Raw genomic sequence first — 25,800 nt, 5'->3', positions numbered from 1 at the left:
AGAAGTGCGGGTTCACAAGATCGGTGGCGGGTGTGCGCCTCACGTCACGAAGAAGATCCCGGCGTCGGTGCCCGCGGGCGTGTACTCGGCGAGCCGGGCCCGCAGGCCGTCCTCGCGCTGCGGCCGGTACAGGTCGTGGAAGGCGCCCATCTCGGCGCCGTCGTCCGCACCGCGCCGGATCTCCTCGGGGCAGCGGTCGGCCGGCAGGCCGTACCAGGGCGTGCCGTAGCGCAGCGACGTGAACAACGGCTTGGTGTCCGGGCAGCGGTGGCGGCGGGGGGTGCGCGAGCCGGTGGGGACGTAGGAGTGGCGCAGGCAGCCGATGCCGCGCCGGGCCACGTGCAGCCGGCCCGTGAGGACGCTGTTCTCGGCGATCTGCACCGCGTGCGTGTGGATCTCGCCGATGACGGTGGTGCGGTGCAGGTGCAGCACGGCGTGGGCGTGGCGGCAGTCCGGGGCGGACAGGGCCTCGCGGTCGTCGGCGGTGGCGTCGAGGACGCTGTCGCGGAGGTGGATGTCGAGGGGGTCCTCGCCCACCTCGTCGCCGATGACCTCGATGGTGCCGAGGATGCTGTGCTCGATCTGGAGGCAGGCGGTGGTGCGGTCCAGGACGATGCTCGGCTCCTCCGGCGAGTGCGGCTCGCACTCGGGCTCCAGGGACCAGCCGGGCGCGAGCGTGCTGTGCCGTACGACGACGGCTCCCATCGCCCCCGCCACGTTGATGCCGCGCCCGGCGACGAGCAGCCCGTCGAGCACGACCCGCGGCCGCTCGTGCGGGGCGCAGTCGTCGGACACCGCACGGATGTTGAGGGCGTCGGGGCGGTTGCTGTACCAGTCGAGCAGGCGGATGACCGGGCGGGTGCCCTCGGCCGCGCGCAGTTCGAGCCGGTCGCCCGGGTCGAGGTCGAAGTCCAGCTGCTCCTGGTAGGCGCCGCTGTGCGTGATCTCGATGATGCCGGCGGGCCCGGTGCGGTCGGCCCGGCGGTCGTGCTGCCAGGCCCGGTAGGCGTCCATGATCTGCCGGTACGGCTGCCCCGGCCCGACCCGGTAGAACTCCGCGTCCGGCCGCGGTTCGCGGTCGCGCTCGTACTCGCCGCCGCCCATGTCGGCGGCGGACGCGTAGTGGTAGTCCACCCACACGCCCTGCCGGGGCGCGGAGCGCGAGCCGAACGCCATCCTGCCCAGCTCGGGGTCGACCGCCACCTGGCCCCGCTTGGGTCGGTAGCGCCAGTCCGACAGGTCGGCGACCACGATGTCCGAGGGCGGTACGGGGTTGTCCTCGCCGTCGAGGCGGATCACGAAGCTCTTGCCGGGGCCGTAGTAGTCGAGCAGCCGGTCGTGCAGGAGGCGGCGGGTGATGAACGCCGGCACGTTGTCGACGGTGGCGATGTGCGCCGGTGAGGGCTCCGGGAACGGCTTGGTGACCAGCGGGGTGTCGTTGCCGAGGATCGAGAAGGTGTAGAGGTTGCGGGCCCGGTCGATGCAGTAGGCCGGGGTCCGGGTCAGTGCGTACGCCTTCAGCCGCCACACGAACAGCGCGACGCCGGCCGGGCTCCAGCCGCCCTGCCGGTGCCGTGACTCGGCGCGGCGGACGTCGACCGTACGGGCCGAGTTCGCGAACGGGCCGCTGCCGAGGGCGAGTTCGGCGCCGTCGCGCAGGTCGGCCAGGCGGCCGCGCTCGCCCCGGTGCGGGCCGGTGCCGTACAGCTTCACCGGCTGGGTGTGGGCGACCTGCCGGGACAGTTCGACGGCCCGCGCGGGCCAGCCCGCGACCCGCTCGGACAGTTCCTCCAGGAGGTGCAGGGTGCCCTTGCGGCGGCGGTTGCCGACCGTGGCGGCCACGTCCCGGCGCGGGGCGACCGCCTCGGCCAGGGCCGCCCGGCCGCCGCCGTGCAGGCCGGTCGTCAGGACGCGCTCGTAGCCGGGCAGGGTGCGGTAGCCGACCAGGTCGCCGAGGTACGGCAGCACCCAGGGGGCCGCCGTCTCCACGAACAGGTCCTCGTAGCCCTGCTGGACGCCGTCGCGGACGCGGTCGAGCTGCTCGGCGATCACCGCGAGCAGGGCGCGCAGCGGCTCGCCCTCCTCGGCGTCGCGCAGCAGGTGCCAGCGGGGCAGCAGTTCGGCGAGCCCGTCCGGTTCCCTGGGCACCACCGGGGCCGGCGTCTCCAACTGGGTGTCCGGGGACATCACTTGACCTCCGTCAGAATCAGGGTGTCCGCGGCCCGGGGCGACAGCAGTGCGAGCTGGGCCGGGCGGATGCCGCGGAAGACGTACACCGACCGGCCCCTGGGCAGGCGCCGGGTGTCGGTGATGTCGGGGTTGAGGCGCAGCAGTTCGGCGAGCGGGACGCCGTGGCGGGCGCAGATCTCCGACAGTGTCTCGCCGTTGTCGGCGCGGACCGTGTGGGTCTTCTCGTCGTACGTCGCCGGGTGCGCCGGGACGGAGGCCCTGGGCGGGCCTGGCCGGGTGAGCAGTTCGGTGAGCTCCTGCGGGGTGGCGGAGGCGGGCACGCCGGTGAAGACGTCGACGTCCACGTAGTCGACGCCGGGCACGGTGTGGGCGGTGGCCAGGACCTCGGAGAGGCGGGCGGGGCGGCCCAGCTCCCGGCCTTCGAAGCCGAGCCGGTTCAGCAGGGCCTGCCGCAGTCGCGGCTCGACCGTCTGCCAGGCGTGGTCGGGGGCCACCTTCACCTTGGCGGCGATCAGCAGCAGGACCAGCTCGCGGCCGTCCACACGGACGGGGAGACTGGCGTCGCCGTACTCGGTGAGGGCGCCGCGCAGGGCGCGCAGGGTGTCAGAGTCGGGCGCGATGGGCACGTCGTCGGTGCCGGCGACCGTCACGTGCAGTACGCGCCGCCGCCCGTCGAAGAGTTCGCGCGCCGAGGCCCGGCCGATGCCGGCCCGGGAGCGGGCGAAGTCCTCGTAGTCGGACTCGGAGACCAGCCGGTCCAGGGCCGAGACGGCCAGCGGGACCGTGCGGCGGGTCAGGGCCGGGCCGTCGGCGTCCGCGCCGCCGGTGGCGGGGCGCGGGTTGGTGACCGCGGTGACGCCGAGGGGCCGGGTGAGCGGCTGGGTGACGCGGTCCGCTGGGACGTTCGCGGCCTTGCCGGTGCCGAAGCGGTAGCGGGCGCGGACGTTCTCGTGGCCGGAGGGCAGCCGGGCGCCGTGCACACCGTCGCCGAACGTCACCGTGGTCCGGCCGCCGGCGGTGGAGCCGGTGATGTAGACCCGCTCGGTCGGGCCGCGTCCGGCGAGGCTGTCCACCTCGTGCCACAGCACACCGTCGACCCGGACCTCCAGCACCGGGGTGGCGCCGAGGGGGTTGTCGTCGGCGAGCCAGGTCAGCGGGGACTGCCAGAGGGCGAAGGTCTGGTTGACGCGGTCCGAGTCGCCGCTGCCGATGGCCTCCTCGCGACTCTCGCCGTGGGTGGCCTCGACCACATTGCCGAGGACGCGGACCGTCTCGCGGCGGTAGCGGTGGGCGAGGTCGGCGGTGAGGGTGAGCCGGGTGTGGACGTGGTCGCCGGGGAGCCGGGGGTCCGCGGCGGGGTCGGCGGCGGCGACGGTGACCACCTCGGTGGCCCGGACGCCCGCCGTGCCCGGGATGTCGCTGCGTTCCCCCTCGACGATGAGCGTGCGGCCCGGGCGCAGCCCGTCGTACAGCTCGGCGAGTTCGATCTCGTTGCCGTGCACGTCCTCGCCGAGCGGTTCGTCGGCGAGGCGCAGGGGCTCGCCCGCCGCGTGCACGGTGGTGTCGCGGATGTGCGACAGGAGCACGTCGAACTCGTCCAGCCAGGGGTCGGCGAGGGTGAGTTCGGTGCCGCGGCCGGTGATGCCGTAGTTGGTGTACGCGGCCGTGCGCACGGCCGTCACCTGGGTGGTGACGAACGCCAGCTTCGGATCGCCGGGGACGCCCCCCTCGGAGCCCTTGGCGGGCCGCCGGATCGCCACCCAGCTGCCGACGGTGACGCCCTCGTGCACGGTGTCCAGCTGGAGCGTGCGGCGGTTGACGGGCTCCGGCTTGGTGGCGATGACGATCTCGACGTTGGGTTCGGTGCCGCCCACCGTGTACCTGAGGCCGACCTCGTGCTCGCCGTGCGTGAACTGCTCACTGGCGCCCGGCCGGAGGGCGATCTGCTCGGACGTGCCGTTGTGGACGCCGACGTGGATCAGGCCCTCGTCGTCGGGCCGGGACACGAACAGGGTGCGCTCGGGCAGGCCGGAGTGGAGGCGGGCGGTGACGCCGGGCTCCTGGGAGTCGGCGGGCCGCCGGTTGAGCCAGCTGAGGTCGCGGTCCTGGCCGGAGCGCACGGACAGCTCGACCTGTCCGGGGCCGAGCGTGAAGGTGACCGGCTGGGTGACGGGCAGGTTCTCGGCGCGCTGGTCGGAGCTGCTGCCCTCGACATACTGGAACTCGGCCCGGACCGGGGTCCTGCCCGCCGTGTCGTACACGACGCGCAGGGTCGCCAGCACCGCTCCGGTCAGCGGCCAGTCAGCCGTGCGGACGACCCGGCCGCGGTCGTCCTGGACCGGCTTGAGCGGGGCCGTGGCGCCGAACGGGGCCGCGGTGACGCGCAGGGCGAGCAGTTCGCGCAGGAGCTGCGGGGCGCCGGGGGCGGCGGCCGTGCGCCAGGCCGGGTAGAGGCTGCCGAGGCCGGGGTTGAGTACGGACAGGAGGCGGGCGGTGTCGGTGCCGGGGAGCTGACGGGCGGTGGTGGCGCCCCGGGTGGCGGTGGCGCGCAGGGCGGGAAGTATGGCGCCCAGGGCTTCCAGAGCGGCAGCCCGCGAGTCGCCCTCCAGGGGCGCGGGGAACTGCGCGACCAGCCCAGACGGCGCCGCAGACGCTCGACGGCCCGTCGAGGCACCCACCGCATCCGTCTGCGCCGGAGCCAATTCCAGTGCCCGCTCGGCGAGTTCCGCCAACACCGCCTCCAACTGCCCGAACCACTCCGCCACGTCCTCATACGGCTCGGCCAGCACCTGAGCCTCACCGAGCCGGGCGAGGGGTTCCGCGAGGCGGGCCGCGAGCCGCTCGGGGGTCTTGACGCCGTCCAGGTCGTCACGCAAGGGCTCCAGGACCTGGTCCTCGAGGTCCTCGATGAGCCTGCTGACAGGCCGCGGGTTGGGGACCTCCGGCGTGGGAGGCTCCTCACCGGGCTCGCCTGGGGCTGCAGGCGGAGCCGTCCAGCGCCGTACCTCGTCGACGAGTTCCTTCAGGCTCGGCGGCGCCGACTTCGGCAGGGAGATCGCCGTGACGTCGTCGTCCCGGTCGACGCGCGTGTCCGCCACCGCCAGCAGCTTGCGCTCGCCGCCGGCGCCTTCCCCGAAGACGAACAGCAACTGGTCGCCGGTCCGCAGGGAGTGCGCGGTGCCCTCGACGAAGAGCTCCGAGCGCTTCTCGAGGTCCTTCGGCGTGAGGAGCGAGGGACGGCGGCGGCGGACCTTCAGTTCGTTGAAGTCCCAGCGGGCCGTCAGGTCCCGGCTGGTCTCGAAGGTCAGCGACTCCTCGTCGGCGGAGGCGGGCACGCTGTGGCTGCGCGCTCCGCGCGGGATCAGCACGTTGTGGGCCTCGGCACGCGGGTCGCGTTCGAGGGTGTACGCCAGGTGCGTGGCGGCGGCGACGCCGGGGCGCGGCCGGTGCCCGACGAGCCGGCCGAGCAGCACCAGGGAACGGTGCTCGTTCGCGGTGCGGACGTAGGCCTCGTCGGCGATGCGCTCGGAGTGGAAGGTGAGCAGGTCGCCGAGGACGGCGGTGGCGTCGAGCAGGCCGATCGCCGGGTCGTCCGGGGTGCGGACGGTGAGCCGGTTCAGCGCCGGGTAGGCGGGTGAGGCGAGCCGGTCGAGCTGGGCGGCCAGGAAGGAGCCGTACTCGCCGACGCGGTAGTCCAGCGCGGTGCGGCCGGGCGGGTTGTGCAACGGGGCCGGCGCGAGGCGCTCGTCGTGGCCGCCGCGGCAGGCGCCGCCGCAGCCGCACTCGTCGGTCGCGGTGACCGGGTGCGGGTCCGTCATCGGGCACCTCCCAGGGATATCGCCAGCAGGCCGTTCTCCGGCCGGTCCGGGTCGTTGTCGCAGGTGGCGATCTCCAGCGGGCCGAGCCGCAGCACGCCGTCCTCCCTCTCTCCTCGGTCCTGTCCGTACAGCCGCCGCAGCCGGGTGACCTCAACGCTCTCCACTCCGGGCACTGCCGCGGCGACGGCGACCAGGCGGCTGAGCCGGACCGGTTCGCCGAAGGTGAGCGCGTCGGGGTGGAAGAAGCCGAGCCGTCCGCCCGGCAGCCGCCCGCTGCCGAGCACGCGGTACAGCTCGGCCAGGATCTGCCCGTGCTGGTGGCCCGGCCGGGCGCACACGGTCAGCGCGATGTCGAGCGGTACCAGGCGGGCGGGGCCCACGACGAGGTCGTGGCCGATGCGCCGGTACGTCTCCAGCACCTGGGCGACCGAGTCGAGCAGGTCCGGCGACGGGGCGGCGGTGCCGTAGGCGTCGATCGCGATGTGCGCCTCCTGGAGGCTGCCCGTCCAGCGGAGTTCGGCCGCCGCGCGCTGCACGCCCGGCAGTTCACCCGCGAGGGCCGCATAATCCTCGGCGGTCACGGCGCGCAGCCGGGTGCGGCGCAGGTCGAGCGGGGCCAGCTGGCGTACCTGCTCGACGGGTTCGGGCTGGGTGCCGCCGGCTGCGGGCAGGGGGTTGCGCACGACGACGGCCGGTGCTTCGCAACCGCTTTGCACGACGAGGTGGTTGATGGCCTCGGCGCCGACGTTGCCGGCGGTGCCGCCGCCGAGCCGGTAGCGCAGTGTGAGACGGGAACCGGGCGTGGGCCTGGCGCCGTGCCGGCCGTCGCCGAACCGCAGGGCAAGGCGGCCGTCGTCCTCCAGTTCGCCCACGAAGTGCCGCTCGCGCGGTCCGCTGTCGAGCAGGTCACGGCGCGGCACCCAGGTCTCGTCGTCGCCGTGGACGCGCACGGCGGGCAGAGCCCGGCGCGGATCCTGGGCGAGGGCGGCGGTCGCCGAGCCGCGCAGCACGGTCTCCTCGGGGTGGAGGCCGGCCGCGTAGGCCGGGCCCCAGCTGTGCGCGATCTCCCAGGCGATGTGCCCGTCGAGGACCGTGCCCGCGCGGGCCCGGGCGGCGAGGACCTCGACGCGGCGCAGTTTGGTGTCGAGCAACTGGTCGCTGTGGTACAGCAGTTCGCGCAGGGCGCGGACCGGGTGGCGGCGTAGTTCGAAGCGTTCCAGCACGGTCAGGCCGTAGACCACGGCGAGTTCGGCGATCTCCTGCTCGCCGAGCCCGTCCCGGTCGCGGGCGCTGCGCCACAGCTCGACGAGCCGCTGCCGGATCCGGCCCGGGACGGCCGCGATCCGCTCGGCCTGCCCGGCGGCGACGGTGCCGGGGTCGGGGAAGGGCACCGCCTGAGTGACGGGCGTACGGCCGAGGACCGGGCGGAAGCGGGGCGCGATGCCGGGGTAGACGGACTGGGCGAGCAGGGTGCGCAGCGCGGCGGCCTGGGCGTACGCCGTGCCGGGGACGACCTGTTCGTGCCGCTGCCCGGCGCTCTCCAGGCCGAGGCCGGCGCGGACGGTGGCGCGCTCGCCGACGACCTCGAAGAGTTCCCGGACGTCGTCGGGGACGAGCGCCCGGCCCGACTGCGTCTTGTCCGTCAGGGAGTTGATCAGGCGCGCGGGCGCGTTGCCCTCCTCGGTGTCCCGGCAGCCGAAGGCCGGAGGGTCGCAGGGGGCGGTCACGGCGGGCGCGGGCGGCACGGTGACCGTCTCGGGCAGCCCGGTCAGCGTCCGGCCGTGGTCGACGAGGACGACGTTGCCGCGGGCGAGCGTGACGTCCTCGACGGGCAGGCAGTCGCGTCCGCCGCGTGTGGTGAGGCAGAGCGGGAAACGCAGCGCGTCCTCGGCGGCCCAGGTGACCTCCAGGACCGGCTGGTCCTCGATCCGGTCGAGGCCGGGGGTGACGGAGGTGAGACGGACGGCCTGGCGGTGGGCGGGGTCGGCGTCGCCGGGGGTGCCGGTGCGCGGGCCCTTCACCTCCTCCAGGACGATGACGTCGCCGGGCTTGAGGTCGAGACGGCGCTCGCGGCAGGTCTCGGGGTCCACCCAGGCGTCCCGCAGGGTCGCGGCGGTGGCGCCCTGCGGCAGGGCGCACACCTCGCCGCCCCACGTCCACAGCCGGATCGCGTTGTGCGCGACCCGCAGCTCCAGCGGGTCGGTGGCGACGACCGGTTCGAACACCTCCACCGAGCCGCGCTCGTCGAGGTCGCCGAGTTCGGTCTCGTCGATGACGGTGCCCGGCTCGGGGCGGTCGTGCGGGTCGAGGCTGCGCACGTCGACGGAGGCGAAGCGGAAGGTGCCCGGGGCGAGCGTCCGGTCGTCCGCGGTGCGGACGGTGACGTAGGCGCGGGCGTTGCAGCCGTCGTGCATCGCGTAGTCGATGAGCCGGACGTGGCGGCGTACGGAGACGCGGCGGCGGGCGGTGTCGAGGTAGGCCTCGGTGGCGACCGCGTCCTGCTGGTAGCTGATCTGGTCGCCGGTGTACGCGAGCAGCTCGACGAGGGTCGTGCCCAGGTCGGCGGGGTTGCGCTCCACCCAGTCGGGGGTGGTGAGCGCGAGCCGGTCCAGGAGCAGCTTGCGGATGGTGTCGTAGTCGCGGGCCGTGTAGTCGATGACGGGCGCGGCGGGGAAGTCCGGCTCGGCCCGGTCGTCGTCCTTGCAGTCGAAGGGGGTGGGGCGGTCGGGCCGGAAGGAGAACGTGGCGCTGTGGTAGCGCTGGTCGAAGCCGCGGTACGGCTCGGTGCCGGGCCGTCCGTACGGGTCGGTCTCGACGAGGGAGAACCGGTAGCGGGAGGTGTCGCCGGCCTGGTCGAGGGTGACGTAGAGCCGGTCGTCGAGCTCGGGGTCCTCCTCGCGTTCGACGCTGACGTCCACGGCGGTGATGCCGGTGATGCGGCGGCCGCCGTCGATGCGGACGTTCTCGGGGCCCAGGCCGTGCGGGGCCTTGCCGAGGAAGGTGACGGTGAGCAGCAGACCGTCGTCGCCGGCCTCGACGGTGTCGACTCCGTTGAGTTGAGCGGCCCGTACACGGGCCCGGCGGGACGTGGTGGTGCCGGTGGTCATGCGGCCCTCCCTTCGAAGACGTCCTCGTGCCGGGTGCCGGTGGCGCGGAGGGCGTACGACAGGTACACGCGCACGACGTGGTCGTCGCTGACGACGTCGAGGGCCTCCACGTCGATGAGGTCGCCGAGCCAGCTCTGGAGCGAGGCCTGCACGGAGAGTTCGAGCGTGCTGATCAGTTCCGGGCTGTTGGGGGTGAACACCAGGTCGAGGAGCCCGCAGCCGAAGTCGGGGCGCATCACGCGCTCTCCGGGGCTGGTGAACAGCAACTGCTCGATCAGGTCGTGGACGTGTTCGCCGTGGGTGGCGTGCGCGGTGCGTCCGCGGCGGTCCGCGCGGAACGGGAAGGCGATGTCGCTGCGGGGGCGTGTGCCGCGGCTCGTGGGACTCATCGGACGGTGACCTTTCGCTGCGTGCCCTGGACGACGGGCGGCCCCTGCGGGACGAAGGCCGCGGTGAAGCACTGGGCGGCGGAGACGTCGAGCAGCACGGGCGCGCCGTCGACGGTGATGCCGCTGCTGCCCGCGGTCCAGCGGACCGTGACGCACGGCACGGGCACACGGTCGACGGTGTGCGGGCAGCCGGTGACCACGTAGCTGTGCGCGGTGGTGGCGACGGCGGCGCCCGCGACGCGTACGCCGCCGGCCGGTGGGGTGGCCGCCGTGACGCGCCCGCCGTGCGGGCAGCCGATCACGGCGGCGGTGTCCAGCAGACTCCCGGATGTTCCGGACACGTTCTTCGTTCCCCCGTATCTATCGCTTGGACGCGACGGTCAACTGGCCCTCGTTCACGTCGACCTGGTCGCCGCGCAGGGTGATCTCCGCGCCCAGGCCGTTGGAGATCACGATGGCTTCCTTGGTGATGCGGATGTACGCCCCGCCCTGGGCCTGGAGCAGGATCCCCTGGTCGGTGCCGGGGGGATCGCTCATCACGATCTTGTGCGCCTCGGGTGTCTGGACCACGAGGGGCTTGGCCTGGGACGCCGGCTGGACGAGCCGGCGGGCGTCCGGCGGCAGCTCGGCCTGCTCCCCGTACCAGCACCCCGTCCACACCGGGAAGCTGGGGTCGCCCTGCTCGAACTCGACCCACACCCCGGCCCCGGGCGACGGCACCACGAACTGCCCGGCCTCGGGCCCCGTGAACGGCAGACAGGGCAGCGCCCAGGTCGACGGCTCGTCGCCCAGGACGTCCGGGACCTCGACGGTGATGCGGCCGATGTGCAGCGGGTCGTTGTTGTCCACGACTCGGCCGCGGAACTTGCCGAGGTAGCGATTGCCGGATGCCGCCATGTGTACTGCTCCTGGTCGTGATGTTCGGTTCGGGGTGGATCAGGGCCTGACGTGGGCGCTGCGGGCTTCGAGTCCCTCTCGGGAGAGCGTGAAGTTCTGCCGGAAGGAGCCCGGGCGCAGGGTGTGCGTGACGGACTTGACGTAGTAGTCGCCGTCGTACGTACGGCCCGAGCCGCGCACGCCGACCAGTTGGCGCGGCTGGAGGATGTAGCCGTGCCGGTTCACGTCGAGCGAGCCGGAACCGGAGATGACGTCGGCGGACACGGCGGCCCGGGCGAGCAGTTCCGCCTCGGCCTGCTCCCGCTGCTGTTTGGCGGTGCCGGAGAGCGTCTTGCGCTTCAGGGCGGGGGTGGGCCGCTTGCCGAGGGGCGGCCGCAGCGGGCTGATCGGCGGTTGCGGCAGCAGGGTCGACTGCCGGGTCCCCGGGTCCTGCCAGCGGGCCTGCGGTTCCTCCCGCGCCGTCCCGTCGTAGGCGAAGGTCAGCTGGTCGACGGTGGAGTGGGCGTCCATGTTGACGTTGAGGGCGTGCTGACGGATGCCGAGGCGGACCTCGGGTCCCCAGCGTGCGCTGGACTGTCCTGGGGTCGGGCCGGGCTCCAGGTAGAAGGTGTAGCCGTTCGCCCTGGCGAGCTCGTTGATGTACTGGAGGTCGGTGCCCGTCTGGTAGTGGACGCGGAGGTCCTGGTGCGGGGGCTGAGTGACCTTCTCGGTGTACACGTCGGGCCGGATGCCGTAGTCGGAGTAGCGGCGCAGGAGGGTGAGGACGCGCTGCGACGGCGGCATGTTCGGGTACCGGTCCGTGCGCTCCTCCAGGTCCATGACGAGGGCCAGGTCCTCTCCGGTGACGGTCAGGGTGGAGTGGCCCGGCTGGTTGCTGGCCCCGACCTCCTGGCGGACGATCAGGCCGTCGAACAGCACCTCGGGCGTGCCGCGCACGGTGACGGTCACGACGAGACGCGTCTTCGGATCGAAGAAGCCCTCGGGCAGCAGGGTGCGGTTGATCAGGCCGTTCTTGGTGAGGTCGAAGGCCAGCTGGAAACCGCTGCGTTCACCCGCGGTGGCGGTGATCTGGGCGGACAGCAGGGCCTCGGTCACCTCGGCGGGCACGGGACGCACCAGCTGCGGTCCCATGTGCAGCGTGATGTGAACGGGGCCGCGGCCCACGGGCAGTTCAGCCACGCCGGTCCCCCCGCGGGAAGTGCCCGGCGAGCGGGATGTCGACCTCGCTGCCCGGTTCGGCGGTCAGCTCGCGCGGGTCCAGCACGGGGTTGGCGTCGGCGATCCGCCACCACTGGCCGGGGTCGCCGAAGTAGCGCCGGGCGAGGAGGTCGGGGCGCTCGCCCGTGCGGACGGTATGAGCCTGCGTGTCCTCGCTCTCCTCGAGGGGCGGCAGCAACCGGCGCTTGGTGTAGCGCACTTCGGTCCCGTCGGGCTGTCGGTGCACCCCGATCTCGGCGTCGTGGTAGCGGCTGGTGCGCGGGTACGGGTGCGCCCCGGGTATCGCGTCGAGTGCGTTCTCGTACGGTTCGATGCCGGCCATGTCCGGTACTCAGCCCCTTCCCACCGTGATGTCGCCGGGCCTGAGCCCCAGCGATCCGAGTCCTGCGGTGCGTGCCGCGCCGGCGAGGCGTTCCTTCTGCGCGAGGTGCGCGTAGTACAGCTCGGCGCCAGGGTGGCCGAGCGGCAGATCGCTGACGGTCAGCACCTTGAGGCCGATGCTCAGGGAGGCCCGGATGGGGTTGAGGTCGACGTCGAAGGCGGACTCGTTGATGGACAGCTCGGTCAGCCGCACGGGCATGACGCGCTTGCTGCCCCAGGTGAACAGGGTCAGCGGCATCTCGATCGGACTGATCTCGATGGTCCCCTTCTTCGACAGCCGGCTCGCTTCCCTGAGCTGCGCGGAAGTCGGCTGCACGAGCATTTCGAGCACGGCGAGCTGGGGGTGGATACCGTCGGGCGCGGCGATCTCGAACTGGTCGGTGGCGTCGATCTCGGCGGTGAACTTCCAGGTCTCCTGCGCGGGGCCCTTCAGGCGGAGGGCCTCGTTCCTGTCCCCGTTGCCACTGCCGCCTCCTGCGGAGTCACCGCTGCCTCCTGCGGACTGGGGCGAGAGGCTGCGTTCCAGGGTGTCGGGGTTGAACTGGAGGACGATGATGCGTTGGGGGGTGCCGCGTTCGGGGTCCACGAGGACTATGCCGGAGCGGATGGGTTTGGGGATGTCTGCGTAGCGGGTCACTCTTCGCCCCCCGTTTTCTCAGAGGTCGCGGCGCGAGTTGCACGGCTTCGGATGATGTCGAGCACTTGAGCCGCTTCGGCGCGGACCGTCTCGTCCAGGTCGTGGTCGCGCACGTACTGCACGAGCGGATCGATTTCAGCCCAGCTGATCGTGGAAGCGGCCAGCAGGGTGACTCGCCGAACAATCGGTGACGGGTCATTCACTGCCCAACGCAACAGGGCGAACAACTGCGGGTCGTAGTCCCCCTGACATTGAATGCTGAGCATCCTCACGGAGTTCATAAGGGAATCAGCATCGCGCGCACTGTCGAAAAGGTCGGTCATGGAGTTCGGAGAATGGACGTCCAAGACGTCGCGCAGCAGTACTTCCGTGTGCGCGCGAGAAGGCCCGGTGATCCCGATGTAGTTCACCTGCAGCAGATGGTCCTCGATCCAGTGAATCGCTGACTTCTGGTCGACGGAAATCCAGATCATCTCGAACGGCACGCCCTCGGGCGCGTCGGGTTCCCCCTCCTGGACAGCATGCAGGGTCCACCCCAAGCGCTCGGCGAGTTGCTTCATCTCGTCCCTGCCGAAGGGCATCCTGGGCACGAGGCGAACGAGGTCAGTCATTTCCTGTCTTCCTTGGTTCGAGATCACTGCGGGACCCACAGACCGTCACCCGTCTGCACCCAGCCGGGCCCTGGGGCGCTGGAAGCCTTGAGGCCGCCTTCGGGTGAAAGATACGGCACGGAATTCTTCAGGACCCAGTCCGGGAACTCGTCGATGAGCTGCTGCTTACCCAGGTAAATGTTTTCGGCCTTGTACTGGGCAAAGCTGTGGATGAGCAGACTGGTCATCCTGGCCTGCATCTTCGGAGTTGCGGTGTTTATCTTTCGGCCATGACTCGTCAGTCCGGGTTCCGTCTTCTTCGAGTGGTCCCTGGCGAGCTGCTCAGGGTCATACATGTAGTCGGCCGATTTCGGGGCATCCTTGGGCGCCATGTAGTTCATGTCGTTTACGACGTTCTCCCAGGTTACGTCCGGAATCGTGGAGGCCTTCCACGCCATTATGCCGGTGAGGGACGCCGTTATGTGTCGCCCACCTTCCACGACGCCCATGAGTCGCGCAGCGCCCGCGATGGTCTTTACAGCCTCGGGGTCTTGACGGAAGAACTTGTCCGAAGGTATGCGGCCTTGCAGGATCTCGAAATATGCCTTCTGTATCCGTTCCCTTGCCGTGGCGTGTTTCTGGGTGCTGCTGAGCGTGGTGCCCTGCATGTCCCGGACGATGGCGTCCTCAAGCTTCTGCAGTTTTTGCGGAATGGCATCCCGCGGCGTACCCCCGGCCTTTGCAGGCTTCTGGTGGTAGTGGCCACTGCCCAGACCTGTCTGCACCTGGGTGTTGGCCGGATTCGACTTCCCGCGAGCTCCTCTGTGCAGCTCCCCGACGATGGCGGCCATGTGGGAACGCGCCGCCATGTCGATGGTCTCGTAGCCAATGGGGCGAGCACCCGTCCGCATGGCCACGGATTCGACGATGGGTGCGGCTGCCGGGCGCGGCGGGACGGTGGCAGCTGCCTGGCGCTCCCGATCCTTGATCTGCTTGTCCGAAAGGCCGTCCCGTTCCCCTTGCTCACGTGCGGCCTTGCGCGCTGCATCCCGCGCGCTCTGCCCTTGGGCCTGGGCCGCGTTGACGGCGGCCGCCAGTCCGGCGACACGTGGGTCGGTGGCAACCCTGTTGGCCTGGCTACCGATGGCTCGAGCGAAATCAGGCTCATTGCCCTCGATGATGTTGCGAGCGTGCTCGAGGTGGTCACGCGCATCCTTCTGCGGGTTCAGGACAGCGGTGATCTTCTCCTGCTCGCCGGTCTTCTGCTGCTGGAGAGCGGTGAGCCGGTACCAGGAGCGCAACGTCTTGAGCAGTGCCCGCAGAGGCAGGTTCCCGATACCGCGTTGAGTGACACCGGTGAGCTTGGGGCGAAGGCGTGCGACGATCTTCTCGAGTCGGGCGTCCTTGGACTCTTTCGAGTCCTCTTCCTTCTTGCGCTCGTCCTTCTTTTTCTGCTTCTCCTCAGCCGGACCCTTTTCCTTGGGCTTGCCGTCCGTCGGCTTCTTCGGCCCCTTGTCCCGGTCCTCGGGCTTCGGCTTCCTGCCGCCGTCCTTCTCACCCTTGGACGCGGGCTTCTTCGGGTCCCGGTCGGCGCCCTTGTGCTTGGGCTCGTCCGACTTGGGCTCGTCCGACGTGGGCTTGGCCGGGTCCTGGTCCTTGGGGGGAGTCTTGCCGTCGTCCTTCGGCCTGGTCGTGTCCTTGTCGTCCCTGGGCTTGCCCGAGGCGTCGTCCTTGGGCTTCGGCTTCGCGTCCGGCTCGGGCTTCGGCTTCGGCTTGGGTTCGGGCTTCGGCTTCGGCTTCGGGGCCGGAGTCGGGCGAGTGTCCGGCTTGCCCGGGGCGTCCTTGTCCGTTGCGGGCCGGCCCGGCCCGTCCTTGCCCGTGGGCCTCTTGTCACCGCCGGTAATGTCGTCCTTGGGCTTGCCCGCAGTCGTGTCCTGGTCCTTGCCGGGGCCCCTGTTCCTGCCCGGCGCCTGCCTCGTCGGCCTGTTCGGATCGGCCTTCGGCTCCGGCTTCGCGTTCGGCTTCGTGCCGGGGCCCGTGGCCTTGCCCGGCTTGGGCAAGGTGTCGGTGGAAGCGGGCCGGGCCGGCTTCGTGTCGGCCGGCTTCGGGTCGTCGCCCCGGGCGGGCTTCGGCTTGTCGCCGCCCCTGTCCGGCTTGCCGAGCTTCGCCGCCACACCCTTCAGGCGGCGGCCGACCTTCGCGACGTACTTGCCGATGCCGCTCAGGAGCGCCTCGTAGGCCAGTTCGAGGAGGGCGACGATGCCCGCCGCGACCGCCTTGGCGAAGAGGACGCCCGCGCCGCCCTGGCGGACCGCCTTCAGCCAGTCGAGGACCGCGCCCATCGCGCGCAGGATCTCGCCCAGGGCACCGATGGCCGTGCGGATCGCGTCGATGACCGCCATGACCCAGCCGGCGCCGGGGATCAGCTTGGCGACGACTTTGGTGATGACGATCTCGCCGATGATGAAGGGGAGCTGCGGGACGATGGCGTCCCACGTCTCCTTCACGATCTTCTCCAGGGTGTAGCCACCCTTGATCAGCTTGTCGAGGATCGCCCTCGGGATGCCGATGATCTCTTCGATCTTGGACTGGAACCATGACTTCACCGCCGCCTGGACCTCACGGAACAGGTGGTTCTTCGCACCGTCCACGGCGGAGTTCCTCGCGCCGCCCAGCCAGCCGCCCGGGTCGGAGAGGAAGTCGACGGCGATCATCATGAACTCGCCTAGCCCCGCCAGGAGTTTCGAGGCGTAGTCGAGCACCGTCTTGACGGCGTCCACGACCGCCCTGACGACGTCCATGAGCATCTTCTTGAGGACGTTCAGGATGTCGCTCAGCAGTTTCGCGATGGCGTTCAGCAGGTCGGAGACGATCTGCTTCAGCTGTGCCGCGAGCTTCGTGACGAACGCGATCGCCGCCGCGATGAGGTCGGTGATGAACTTCCTGACGCGGTTGGCCAGTTCGATGACGGCCCGGACCATCGCCTTGGCGAACTCGATCAGATCGTTGATCAGGTTCTTGACCGTGTCGACGATGAACGCGCGGGCCTCGTTGATCCAGCGTTCGGCGTTCTCCTTGAAGTTCTTGATGAAGCCGACGACCGCGTCACGCGCCGCCCGGATGATCCGGACGATCGCGTTCTTGATCTCGATGACCTTCTCTTTGAGCCATTCGAAGGCCTTCGTGACCCAGTTGCCGGACTCCTTGGCGGCCGTGTCGGTCTTGTTCTTCGCGTCCGACTCCGCCGTGGTGGCCTTGTCCTGGATCTTCTTGTCGCTGTCCTTCTTCTCCTGCTCGACGTCGTCGTCGGTCTTCTTCTCCCGCTCCTTGACGTCCTTGCGTACCTTCTCGTGCTTCTCGGTCTTCTTCGTACCGAGCTTCTTGAGCTCCTCGTCCTGCTCGGTGCGCCAGTCGGCGCGCTGCGAGGTGACCTCGTCGAGGGTCTTCCCGCGCTCGCTCGCCTGGGCGTCGGTGTTCTTGCCGACCTCGCTGTCGACCTGCTGCTTGTGCTTCTGCTGCGAGTCGCGGAAGTCCCTGTCCTTGACCTGGCGGCCCTCGGACATGCCCTTCTGGCCGTGGGTGAAAGCCCGTTGGAACTCCGGGCCGCGGTCGTGCTCCGCCACCTCGGACGCCGCCTCGGCCGGCACGGCGCCGGTGCCCGCGCCCTCGCCCCCGGGCACACCGCCCTTGCCGCCCTGCTGCCCCGGGACCTTCCCCTTCAACTGCTCCTCGGGAGCGTTGGGGTAGACCTGGTTCTCCCCCATCGGGCGGGCGGCGTCGTCCTTGCCCGTCGCGACGGTCTCCCGGCCCTTGCTGTCGACCGCGGCGCCCTGCTCGCCGGCCGTCTGCTCGGCGGCGCCCTGCATCCCCACGCCCGGCGCGTTGCCGGCCTGGGCCTGCTTCAGGGCTTCGTCCTTGGTCGGCAGCCCGGCGAACTTGGCGGCCAGCTCCTGCGGATCCACCACCGGTTCGTCGGCGCCGAAGAAGCTCGTGACCCCGTTGACGATCTTGGCGCCGACGAAGCCCAGCGCCATCTTGAAGGTGTCCCAGCCGCCGGGCTCCTCGGCCTTCTCCGCCTCGATCTGGCCCTCGGGCTTCTTCTCGCCCGTGACCTCGGCCTTCTCGTCCTTGGGTGCCTCGGACTTCCGCGCCGGGTCCTGTGAGTACCGCGCCGGTGCGTCGGCCTTCGGCTTGCCCTCCAGGGTCTGCGGCGCGCCCGCCGGGCGCTGCATCGTCGGCGGCGCCGCGGCGAGCTGCTGATGCTCGTCGCCGACCGTGCGGTCCACCGCGCCACCGACGCCGCCCATCGCCTGAAGTGCCGTGTGCGGCTTGAGCTTCGACGCCGTGGACAGACCGGCCTCCGGGGAGACCTGGGAGAGGTTCGGCGCCGGTGCCGAGTCCTTCTTCCTGCCCTTGCCGGACGCGGACCCCTTGCCGCCACCAACCCCGGCAGCACCGCCACCACCTCCGCCGCGCGGTGCCCTGGGCGCGGGCGCGGCCTCGGGCGCCGGCGCCTCCTTCGAGGCCTTCGGAGCGTCCTTGGGGGCTTCGCCGGGGGCCTGTTTCGGCGCCGGCGCCGAAACAGGTGCGGCAGGGGCGGGGGCGGGGGCCTCCGCTGCCTTCGCGGACGACGCCGCCGGTGCCGCGTCCTCGCTCCTCGTCGGCCCCGCGTCGGACGACCCGCTCTGCGTCCCGTCGGCCGCCTCCTTGCTCGCGCCGCCCGGGGTGTCGGCGCCGGAACCGCCCGGGACGTGCGTACCGCGTGCGGGGGACGGCGACTTGGCGTCCGCCGCCTGCTCCTCGCCGCCCGCCGATCCGGCGGCGCCCGCCTGCGCCTGGCCGGTGGTGGCGCTGCCCTTGGACGCGGCGCCCGGCTGTTTCTGCTCGCCCTCGCCCGCGGTCCCCGGCGCCGCCGCCGTACCGCCCGCCGCCTTCTGGGACTGCTTCTCCTGCGCGCCCTGGTCCTTGTCGCCCGCGGCCGGGGTGTTCTCCGCCTCCTTGGCGGCTGCCTCCTTCTCAGCACCGCCACCCTCGGAGTTCCCGGGGGCCTCCTGCACCGTCTTCTGCGCGGCGACGGGCCCGGCCTTAGGGTCGTCTCCGCTCTTCGGGTCCTTCGACGGTGCGCCGGGCCCGGTCCGGGACTCCCCGTCCCGCTCCGCCTCCAGGCCGCCGAGGAGGCCGTCCCCCGGGCCGCCCTCGGTCTCCACCGACGGGTCGGGCTCCGCGGGCGCCTCGGCATCGGTCCCCTCGGGCTCGAGCCCGGCCGCCCCGTCCTCGGCGTCCTCCGCGTCACGTTCGGCCTGCACCTTGTCGGCCCTGGTCACGGGGGGAGCGGGGAACGACGGTGCGGACTGCCCGCCGGACGAGGACGGGTCGAGCTTGTCCGCGGTCGGCACTCCGGACACGTCCGGGTCCTGCTCCGGCAGGAAGTCATCCGGCTGCAGCTTGACGTCCCAGGCGCTCTTCTCGGCGCCGCCGACGTCCACCTCCGACTCGCTGCCCGAGCCGAACGGGTCGTCCTCGGCGGTCTCCTCGGGCCCTTCGAGATCCTGGTTGCGTACGCCGTCGAGCCTGCTCGTCCTGCCGGGCAGCCCGGTGTCCCTTCCCGCCGCCGTGGCCGGACCCCCGGGCTTCTCCTTGCCGCCCTGGTCCTCCTGCTGCACCTTGTGACCCGCGGTGGGCTGCTCGGCCGCTCCGGGGCGGTTCTCGGCCGCGGACTCCTCCTTGTTCGCGGCGGCAGCGCCCTGCCGGCTGGCCTCCTCCTTGTCCTTTGCGCCCTGCTTGTCCTGGCCGCCGTGCTTGTTCCCGCCGCCGTCCTGCTTGTCCTCCCGGGCGCCCGCGCCGGAGCCCTCGGACTTCTGCTCCCGCGCCTGCCCGGCGCCCCCGGCAGAGGCACCGGCCGGCTCGCTCGTGGCAGCACCCGGTCCCCCGGCCGCCCCCGGCTGCCCCTGCGACGCGGCCGGCGCACGCTCGTGGCCCGCGGCCGCCCCAGGCTCCTGCCACCCCCGGGGCGCTCCCCCGCCCTGCGGTGTGCTTCCGCTCTCCGCTGTCCCGCCGTTGCGCGGGGTGCTGCCCGGGGCGTTCTCCCCCTCGGCACGGTCCTTCTCCGGTCCCGGCGCCAGGGCCGGCCGCTCTTGGCGAGCCTGTTCCTCCTCGACGGAGCGCTGCTCGCTCTCCCGCTCCTGCCGCAACTCCTCCGCCGCGTCGGGCTCGACGGCCGGGGCGTCGAGCGGCGGACGCTCCGCGTCACCGCCGAGCGCCGCGTCGGCCTCGATCTCCTCGACGAGGTCCAGCACCTTGTCCTGCTCCGAGCCGAGCAGCCTGTCCTCCAGGCGCTCCAGGACCCGGTCGAGCAACTCCTCGGGGAGCCGGCCCAGTTGCTGCCGCGTACGCTTCGAGAGGTCTTCCGGGTCGGCGCGCAGCGACCGTACGACCGAGTTCGCCAGGCGGTCCAGCATGGTCGCCGGATCGATCTGCTCCAGCCGGTTCCGGTCCGCGTCCACGGTGGCGTACCGCAGCCAGCCAGGCGTGGTCTGCCCCGTCTCCAGCTCCGGGGTGCCCGGGGCGGACCGGCCGTTCCCCGCGGCCTCCGGGCGCGCGAGAGCCTGCGCGACGGACTCGGCCTCCTGCTCGATCGCCTGCTGGGGCAGGCTGACCGCGCCGGGCTCGCGCCCGGCCCGCAGCGCGCCCAGGCCGTGCGGGTTCTGCACGGTGTGCAACAACTCGTGGACCAGCAGGCGTTGGCCGTCCGTCGTGCCGGGGCGGTAGGCGCCCTCGCGGAAGAAGACGTCCTGGCCGACCGCGACCGCGTCCGCGCCGAGCAGCTCCGTCAGCCGCCCTGCCTCCGGCCCGGTGTGCAGTCGTACGCGGCTCAGGTCGTGCCCGAGCTGCTCCTCCAGGTCCCGCCGTACGCCCGCGTCCAGCGGCTGCCCGGCGCCGCTGACGATGTTCTTGGGCTCCGGGCCGCGGGCCTTGGCCGCCTTCTCCCGTCGCTTGCGGCGGCGCTGCTCGGCGGACTGTCCGGAACGGGAGTCCTGGGTCTGTGACGCGCTCATCGCGTCACCTCCCCGCGGCCGGAGAGCCCGGCGTGCACGGCGCGTGCCAGTTCCTGGCCGAGCCGGCGGGAGGAGAGCCCGGCGGGCAGCGGCGGCAGTCCGGTCAGCGTGTCCACGGTCAGGGCGCCGTCGGCCGCCAGCGGTACGCCGTGTTCGCGGACCAGCCGGTCGAGTTCACGCTCGAACGCGGCGGAGACCCGGTCCGGGTCCACGCGGAAGCCGTCGAGGACGAGTTCGCCGATGTCCACCCGGATCGCGCTCGGCGCGTGGTTCCCGTCGGGGACCAGGCCCGTGCCCGCGCTCCGGTTGCTGCCGTCCCGGTTCACACCCATCCGCGAACCTCCGTCGGCGTCAAGGAGCGCTCCAGCTTCAGGTACTCGGTCCGGGCCGCCGCGGCCATGTGCCGCATCTGCAGCGCCTCGCTCTCCTCGGCGGCCAGGAACGCCCCGGACAGGGCGATGTTGCGGATCGAGCCGCCCGCCACCGTGAGCTGGGCGAGCAGCCGCGGGTCGAGGTCCTTGACGGGAGCCTGCGGCGGCAGCACGCGGCGCCAGATCTCGGCGCGTTCGTGCTCGGCCGGGAAGGGGAAGTCGACGACGAAGCGGATGCGTCGCAGGAAGGCGTTGTCGAGGGCCTTCTTCATGTTGGTGGTCAGGATGGCGAGCCCGCGGTAGGCCTCCATCCGCATGAGCAGATAGCTGACCTCCAGGTTGGCGTACCGGTCGTGACTGTCCTTGACCTCGCTGCGCTTGCCGAACAGGGCGTCGGCCTCGTCGAACAGCAGCAGCGCACCGCCCGCCTCGGCGGCGTCGAAGACACGGCGGAGGTTCTTCTCGGTCTCGCCGATGTACTTGCTGACGACCTGGGAGAGGTCGATGACGAACAGGTCGAGGCCGAGCTCCTTCGCCATCACCTCGGCGGCGAGCGTCTTGCCCGTGCCGGAGCCGCCCGCGAACAGCGCGGTGACGCCGAGGCCGCGGCGCAGGGTCCGCGCGAAGCCCCAGTCCTGGTGGACGGTGGCGCGCTGCCGCACATGCGCGACGATCTCCCGCAGGACGTTCGTCTGCCGCTCGTGCAGCACCAGGTCGTCCCAGCCGGCCTGCGGCTCGATGCGGCGGCCCAGCTCGTCCATGCCGATCCGGGCCTCGTCCAGACCGGCCCGCCAGGCGAGCTGCACGGCGTCCAGCTCGTCCTCGTGGGGCAGTTCGCGCCGTACGGTGGCGGCGGCGGAACGCACGACGTGCGGCGGCAGCCGGAACTGCGCGACGAGCGACCGCAGTTCGCCGTCGTCGAGGTCGGCCACGTCCCGGAAGGCGTCCGCCCACAGGTCGAACTGCTCGTCGTCGTCCAGGGGCGGCACGGACACGCGGGTGCCGTGCGGACGGTCGGTACGGCGCGGGTCGGCGCTCGACACGACGACGGGTACGGCGGCCCCGGCCAGGAACGCCTCGGTCGCCGCCCGCTGGTCCCGGTCCACCTCGCCGGCCTCCACCAGCAGCGCGGCGGGCAGCAGGATCGCCTCGCGCTGCCACAGCCGGGCGAACCGGTCGCGCTCGGCGGCGTCGGTGGAGATGTCCTCGGCGCTCATGGTGTACAGGCCGAGCCCGGCGCGTGCGGCGCCCGCGGCGGCGATGTCGGCGCGGCTGCGCAGGTCGCCGCCGACCAGCTCGACGAGCAGCGGCGCGTCGGGCCGGGCGCCGTCCGCCCAGCCCGCCGCGACCCGGCTCGCGGCCACGTCGTACGACGGCGGCAGCCGGTCCGGTACGGGGGTGCGGCGCGCCTGGCCGTGCAGCCGGGTGTCCAGGTAGGGCGAGCCGAGCAGGAAGTGCAGGATCCGCTCGTCGAGCCGGAGCCGGGAGGTCGTCAGCCGGGTCTCGTCCTCCAGTTCGACGATCCGCCAGCGGCGCAAGGGCGACACCGGGGTGAGGGCGCTCCAGTGGGGTTCCGCCAGGGCGGCCAGTGCGAGCGAGAAGGTCGGGTGGGCCCGTTCGGGGTCGGCACTCGCGGCGGCGCAGCGGGCGGCGGTCGTGGGGTCGAGTTCCTGGGCGGCGGTGAGCACGACGAGGTCCCGCTCGAAGGGGGTGAGTCCGAAGCAGGTGACGAGGGCGTCGAGAGCGGCGGTCCCGGGACCGGCAGCGGCGACCGGGGCGGCTCCGGCCGCAGCACGTGCATCGCCGTCGGCCGGCACCGAAGCCGTCCCGGACGCCCCACCGTCACCGCCCCTGGCCCGCTCCGCATGGGTGTCGACGCGGGCCAGGACGCGCCTGATCTCGGCGGTCAGCGTCGGTCCGCCGGCGTGTGCGGCGGCCGCCCGCGGCTCCCGCACCCCGTGCGAACCGTGCGCTCCCATGTCGTCTCCTGCCCCCGTCGCTGCCATGTGCCGCCTCAGCTCTCCGCGTTCTCGCCGCCGTCGGCCCGGGCCGGGGCGTCCTTGGTCTCCTCGGCAGAGGACTTGGCGGCGGCCTTCTTCGCGGTCGCGGTCCGGCGTCCACGCGCCGGAGCCTTGGCGGCGGCCTTGGCCGGGGCCTTCGCGGGATCCTTCGCAGCCGCCGTCGCGGGCGCCTTGGCAGGAGCCGCCTTCGCGACCGCCGCGCCGGCCTCCCGCCCGGCCTCGGGCGGCGCGCCGGCCCCGGGCCGCGCCATCGGCTGCTCTCCCCCGTCGGGGAGCTTCGGCGGCACCGGCGCGCCGGGCGCCCCGAACGGCAGCACCCGTACCTCGGGCCGCTCCACCGGCTTGCCCGGCACCGGGACCTCGCGGCCGTCGATGAACACCAGGGCGGCCTGGTAGACGACCGACAGCGTGTACGGCGTCTGGTGGAGCATCCCCCACAGCTTCGACGTCTCGTCGATGTCCATCACGGTGGGCGTGAACCGCACCCGCTGCGCCGCCTCGGCCAGGTCGCTCCCGGACAAGTGGGCGCGCTCGCCCGCCAGTTCGATGATGTCCTTCGGCAGGACGGGGATCTCGTGCAGTGTGCGTACGACCGACCCGATGAGCCGCTGCCCGACCAGCTCCGCCTCCTCGCCGTAGGCGCTGATGAGGTAGTGCAGGTCGAGCGGCGCGGCCGCCCTCCGGACCAGCGTGCCGTCGGCGGCGCGGGTGGGCAGGTCGGTGTTGCGCTGCGCGGTGTTGGGCGTGACCTGGTACAGGAACACGGTGATGGTGGGCTCGGTCGGCGGGTCGGCCGGGGGCTTGCGCGGCTCGACCTTGACGGCGATGTCGATGTCCGGGGGCAGGTTGGTCTCGATGAGCAGGGCGAGGGCCTGGGTGACATGGGCGATGGCAAGTGCGTTACTCATGGCGTCGGTTCCCCGGTCCTTCCGGTCCTGTCCTCGGTCCCTCTGGTCCTGCTCGTCCCGCCGGTCGGTCTCGTCGTCCTCACTCGCGCCCCCTGGCCAGGTAGTCCGCCAGGCTGACCGCGGCCCGCGGGCGCTCCGCGCCCGTCGGCCGGGGCCTGCCGCCACCGCGCTGGGGCGGGCCGCCGGCGGTGACCTCCAGCCGCCCGATCTGCACCTGCACCACCTGCTCGGTCTGGCGCCCGGGCCGCCGGGCCGCCGCCTGCCGGACGGCGTCCCGTGCGGCCGCCGTGTCCGCCGCGCTGGGGAGCAGCGCGGCGGACACGGCGGTGGGCGGAGCGGCGTCCGCACCAGGGGGGGTTGGCACGGACGCCGCGTTCGTGGGGGCCGCCCGCTCGGTACGGCCCCGGCCCGCCGCGCGGCGCGCGGTGTCGGTGGCCGGCCGCAGCGCGGGGCCCGTCGGGGTGACGGGACGCAGCAGCGGCCCCTCGGGCTCGGCCGGCCGGGCCGGACGCATCCCGCTCTCGGCCGCTGCCGGTGCCTGCTCGGTCCGTACGACCGTCCGCTCCCGTTCCGTACGGACGACCTCGCGGGCCGCCGGGCGGGCCAGGTCCGGCCGGGCGACGGCGGCCGGGGCGGCGACGGGCCACAGCGGCTCGGTGCCGTCCGGGTCCGGCGCGGCGCCCCGTACCGCCTCGATCCGCTCGAACGGTCCGGCCAGCCGGGGCCGTACGCGCACCACGCCGGGACGCCGCGCGGCGGGCGCCGCGTGCCGGGCGAGCAGCCGGTCGAGGAAGTCGGGCTCCGGGCGATCGTCCCCGGTGGACTCAGGCATCCGCACACAGCTCCAGGTAGTAGCGGCGCCGCAGCGGGCTGAGCGCCAGGATCTCCGGCTCGCTCCAGCCGTACGCGGTGGCGAGCAGATGGACGTCGAGCAGCAGGTCCCGGGCCCATGCGTCCAGTTCGGTCCACAGGTAGGAGGCGATGTCCAGCTCGGCCCGGGTGGCCTCGCCGCACTCGGGGCAGGCGACGTTCAGCGTGACGTCGCCGCCCGGGTCCGCGGCCCGGGCCGCCTCGGCGATCCGGCGCTGCACGGCGACCGGCAGCGCGTCCGCTGACACGGGCTGCCCGTCGCGTACGGCGGTGACCACGCACCGGGCGAGCAGGGCCCGGCGCGGGTCGGCGTCCCGGGCCGCCGCCGTCAGGTCGGCGACGGCCGGCACCCGGAACTCGACCTCCCAGCCGTCCTCGGCGACCCGCACCAGCGGATCGCCCCGGTCGGCCAGGGTGCGGGCGAACTCCCCGGCGTCCAGCTCGAACTCCATGTCCGTGCCGCACGCCGCGCACTCCAGGCGCACCTGCATCCGCTCGCCGAACAGGGCCTTGCGCAGGGCGAACAGATCCGCCTCGCGCTCCCCCACCGGCAGCGACAGCAGGGCCTGTGGGTCATCGCCCAGGTCCGGGCGGGCGGCCCGGTGCAGCAGCAGGGCGCGCCCGGCCGGTGCCTGGCCGAGCCCGGACTCCCAGGTGACCAGGAACTCGGCCGCCTGTGTGATGGCCATGCCTCCCCCAACACGTGCCCCGTGGGGGCGCGGGGAACTGCGCGACCAGCCCCCACGAACCCGCAGACGAACAACAACCCCACCCGGCGCTTCCCAGCGGAGCGCTTACGCCGGGTTCAGGAACGACGGCTCCTCCGGCTCGGGCACCTCGTAGTCCCGCTCCCAGCCCTCGCACTCGAGCTTCAGCGACTGGATGGCCACCGCGTTGGCGTTGGCGTCCAGTTCGCCGAGGACCTGGTACTCGCTCGGCCAGGTCCGGTACAGCTTGTGCGAGACGGCGACCTGGCCGGCCTCGTTGAGGACCTGGATCACGATGTCCTTGCGGAAGTCGGCGAGGGACACCTCGGAGCCGAGGCCCGCGCCGACCTGCCAGACCTTGTTGGCCCAGCGGTCGAACTCGGGGTCGTGCGTGACGCCGCGCTCCAGGGTGATGCCCTCGAACTCGGAGCGGCCGGGCGACTTGCGGGGGGACGAGGGGTCGCCACCGTGCCGGTGCTTGACGACCTCGGTGGTCCGCTTCAGCGGACTGATCTTGCTGATGCCGGCGACCGTCCGACCGTCCCACAGGACCAGGAACTTGAAGTTCTTGTACGGGTCGAAACGATGGGCGTTGACCGTGAACTCTGCCATCGAAAATGTCCTCAGGGATTCCTTGGAGC

General features: G+C 72.6%; 17 protein-coding genes. All 17 read right to left on the bottom strand.

What is annotated here, in order from left to right:
- Nucleotides 1–39: 39 nt before the first annotated feature.
- Entirely contained in the window at nt 40–2,187 is a 2,148-nt protein-coding gene (locus tag GTY47_RS05440) for a hypothetical protein (protein WP_010037483.1), read from the bottom strand.
- Complete coding sequence (locus GTY47_RS05435) at nt 2,187–6,008, bottom strand: putative baseplate assembly protein (RefSeq protein ID WP_010037480.1); 3,822 nt, start codon at nt 6,006–6,008, stop codon at nt 2,187–2,189. The genes GTY47_RS05440 and GTY47_RS05435 overlap by 1 nt, the downstream gene beginning before the upstream one ends.
- Entirely contained in the window at nt 6,005–9,115 is a 3,111-nt protein-coding gene (locus tag GTY47_RS05430; protein ID WP_010037479.1) for a putative baseplate assembly protein, read from the bottom strand. The genes GTY47_RS05435 and GTY47_RS05430 overlap by 4 nt, the downstream gene beginning before the upstream one ends.
- The gene (locus tag GTY47_RS05425; RefSeq protein WP_010037478.1) at nt 9,112–9,504 is read right to left on the bottom strand and encodes a GPW/gp25 family protein; all 393 of its coding nucleotides are present in this window, start codon (nt 9,502–9,504) and stop codon (nt 9,112–9,114) included. The genes GTY47_RS05430 and GTY47_RS05425 overlap by 4 nt, the downstream gene beginning before the upstream one ends.
- The gene (locus tag GTY47_RS05420; protein ID WP_010037476.1) at nt 9,501–9,845 is read right to left on the bottom strand and encodes a hypothetical protein; all 345 of its coding nucleotides are present in this window, start codon (nt 9,843–9,845) and stop codon (nt 9,501–9,503) included. The genes GTY47_RS05425 and GTY47_RS05420 overlap by 4 nt, the downstream gene beginning before the upstream one ends.
- Before the next feature lie 19 nt (nt 9,846–9,864).
- Nucleotides 9,865–10,401, bottom strand: a complete 537-nt coding sequence (locus GTY47_RS05415; RefSeq protein WP_010037474.1) for a phage baseplate assembly protein V — start codon at nt 10,399–10,401, stop codon at nt 9,865–9,867.
- A 39-nt stretch (nt 10,402–10,440) separates the two neighbouring features.
- Entirely contained in the window at nt 10,441–11,580 is a 1,140-nt protein-coding gene (locus GTY47_RS05410) for a hypothetical protein (protein WP_010037472.1), read from the bottom strand.
- The gene (locus GTY47_RS05405) at nt 11,573–11,941 is read right to left on the bottom strand and encodes a hypothetical protein (RefSeq protein ID WP_010037466.1); all 369 of its coding nucleotides are present in this window, start codon (nt 11,939–11,941) and stop codon (nt 11,573–11,575) included. Before GTY47_RS05405 ends, GTY47_RS05410 begins: the two co-directional genes overlap by 8 nt.
- A gap of 9 nt (nt 11,942–11,950) precedes the next feature.
- Complete coding sequence (locus GTY47_RS05400) at nt 11,951–12,637, bottom strand: hypothetical protein (protein WP_010037465.1); 687 nt, start codon at nt 12,635–12,637, stop codon at nt 11,951–11,953.
- Nucleotides 12,634–13,248 carry a HEAT repeat domain-containing protein gene (locus GTY47_RS05395; RefSeq protein WP_010037464.1) on the bottom strand — a complete coding sequence of 205 codons (615 nt, stop codon included), beginning with the start codon at nt 13,246–13,248 and terminating at the stop codon, nt 12,634–12,636. Before GTY47_RS05395 ends, GTY47_RS05400 begins: the two co-directional genes overlap by 4 nt.
- A gap of 23 nt (nt 13,249–13,271) precedes the next feature.
- Nucleotides 13,272–20,282: a DUF4157 domain-containing protein gene (locus GTY47_RS05390; RefSeq protein WP_010037463.1), complete on the bottom strand. Its 7,011-nt coding sequence runs from the start codon at nt 20,280–20,282 to the stop codon at nt 13,272–13,274.
- Nucleotides 20,279–20,614: a hypothetical protein gene (locus GTY47_RS05385; protein WP_010037462.1), complete on the bottom strand. Its 336-nt coding sequence runs from the start codon at nt 20,612–20,614 to the stop codon at nt 20,279–20,281. Before GTY47_RS05385 ends, GTY47_RS05390 begins: the two co-directional genes overlap by 4 nt.
- Nucleotides 20,605–22,632, bottom strand: a complete 2,028-nt coding sequence (locus GTY47_RS05380; RefSeq protein ID WP_010037461.1) for an ATP-binding protein — start codon at nt 22,630–22,632, stop codon at nt 20,605–20,607. The genes GTY47_RS05385 and GTY47_RS05380 overlap by 10 nt, the downstream gene beginning before the upstream one ends.
- A gap of 35 nt (nt 22,633–22,667) precedes the next feature.
- The gene (locus GTY47_RS05375; RefSeq protein WP_010037450.1) at nt 22,668–23,582 is read right to left on the bottom strand and encodes a DUF4255 domain-containing protein; all 915 of its coding nucleotides are present in this window, start codon (nt 23,580–23,582) and stop codon (nt 22,668–22,670) included.
- A gap of 79 nt (nt 23,583–23,661) precedes the next feature.
- Entirely contained in the window at nt 23,662–24,414 is a 753-nt protein-coding gene (locus tag GTY47_RS05370; RefSeq protein WP_010037440.1) for a hypothetical protein, read from the bottom strand.
- Nucleotides 24,407–25,141, bottom strand: a complete 735-nt coding sequence (locus tag GTY47_RS05365) for a hypothetical protein (RefSeq protein ID WP_010037438.1) — start codon at nt 25,139–25,141, stop codon at nt 24,407–24,409. The genes GTY47_RS05370 and GTY47_RS05365 overlap by 8 nt, the downstream gene beginning before the upstream one ends.
- Nucleotides 25,142–25,246: 105 nt before the next feature.
- The gene (locus GTY47_RS05360) at nt 25,247–25,771 is read right to left on the bottom strand and encodes a phage tail protein (protein WP_004003113.1); all 525 of its coding nucleotides are present in this window, start codon (nt 25,769–25,771) and stop codon (nt 25,247–25,249) included.
- Between the last annotated feature and the right edge of the window lie 29 nt (nt 25,772–25,800).

Origin of the sequence: Streptomyces sp. SID5464 (genome assembly GCF_009862985.1) — a bacterium.
GTDB classification, from domain to species: Bacteria; Actinomycetota; Actinomycetes; order Streptomycetales; family Streptomycetaceae; genus Streptomyces; species Streptomyces chartreusis_D.
The sequence above is the reverse complement of the archived record's forward strand: the minus strand, read 5'-3'. Positions and strand labels throughout refer to the sequence as shown.

Excerpts from the sequence above, each read along its gene's own strand:
- GTY47_RS05405 (WP_010037466.1), bottom strand. The coding sequence starts at position 11,941 with ATGGCCGGCATCGAACCGTACGAGAACGCACTCGACGCGATACCCGGG.
- GTY47_RS05425 (WP_010037478.1), bottom strand. The coding sequence starts at position 9,504 with ATGAGTCCCACGAGCCGCGGCACACGCCCCCGCAGCGACATCGCCTTC.
- GTY47_RS05395 (WP_010037464.1), bottom strand. The coding sequence starts at position 13,248 with ATGACTGACCTCGTTCGCCTCGTGCCCAGGATGCCCTTCGGCAGGGAC.
- GTY47_RS05375 (WP_010037450.1), bottom strand. The coding sequence starts at position 23,582 with ATGAGTAACGCACTTGCCATCGCCCATGTCACCCAGGCCCTCGCCCTG.
- GTY47_RS05365 (WP_010037438.1), bottom strand. The coding sequence starts at position 25,141 with ATGGCCATCACACAGGCGGCCGAGTTCCTGGTCACCTGGGAGTCCGGG.
- GTY47_RS05380 (WP_010037461.1), bottom strand. The coding sequence starts at position 22,632 with ATGGGAGCGCACGGTTCGCACGGGGTGCGGGAGCCGCGGGCGGCCGCC.
- GTY47_RS05440 (WP_010037483.1), bottom strand. The coding sequence starts at position 2,187 with ATGTCCCCGGACACCCAGTTGGAGACGCCGGCCCCGGTGGTGCCCAGG.
- GTY47_RS05390 (WP_010037463.1), bottom strand. The coding sequence starts at position 20,282 with ATGAGCGCGTCACAGACCCAGGACTCCCGTTCCGGACAGTCCGCCGAG.
- GTY47_RS05370 (WP_010037440.1), bottom strand. The coding sequence starts at position 24,414 with ATGCCTGAGTCCACCGGGGACGATCGCCCGGAGCCCGACTTCCTCGAC.
- GTY47_RS05430 (WP_010037479.1), bottom strand. The coding sequence starts at position 9,115 with ATGACCACCGGCACCACCACGTCCCGCCGGGCCCGTGTACGGGCCGCT.
- GTY47_RS05385 (WP_010037462.1), bottom strand. The coding sequence starts at position 20,614 with ATGGGTGTGAACCGGGACGGCAGCAACCGGAGCGCGGGCACGGGCCTG.
- GTY47_RS05415 (WP_010037474.1), bottom strand. The coding sequence starts at position 10,401 with ATGGCGGCATCCGGCAATCGCTACCTCGGCAAGTTCCGCGGCCGAGTC.
- GTY47_RS05360 (WP_004003113.1), bottom strand. The coding sequence starts at position 25,771 with ATGGCAGAGTTCACGGTCAACGCCCATCGTTTCGACCCGTACAAGAAC.
- GTY47_RS05435 (WP_010037480.1), bottom strand. The coding sequence starts at position 6,008 with ATGACGGACCCGCACCCGGTCACCGCGACCGACGAGTGCGGCTGCGGC.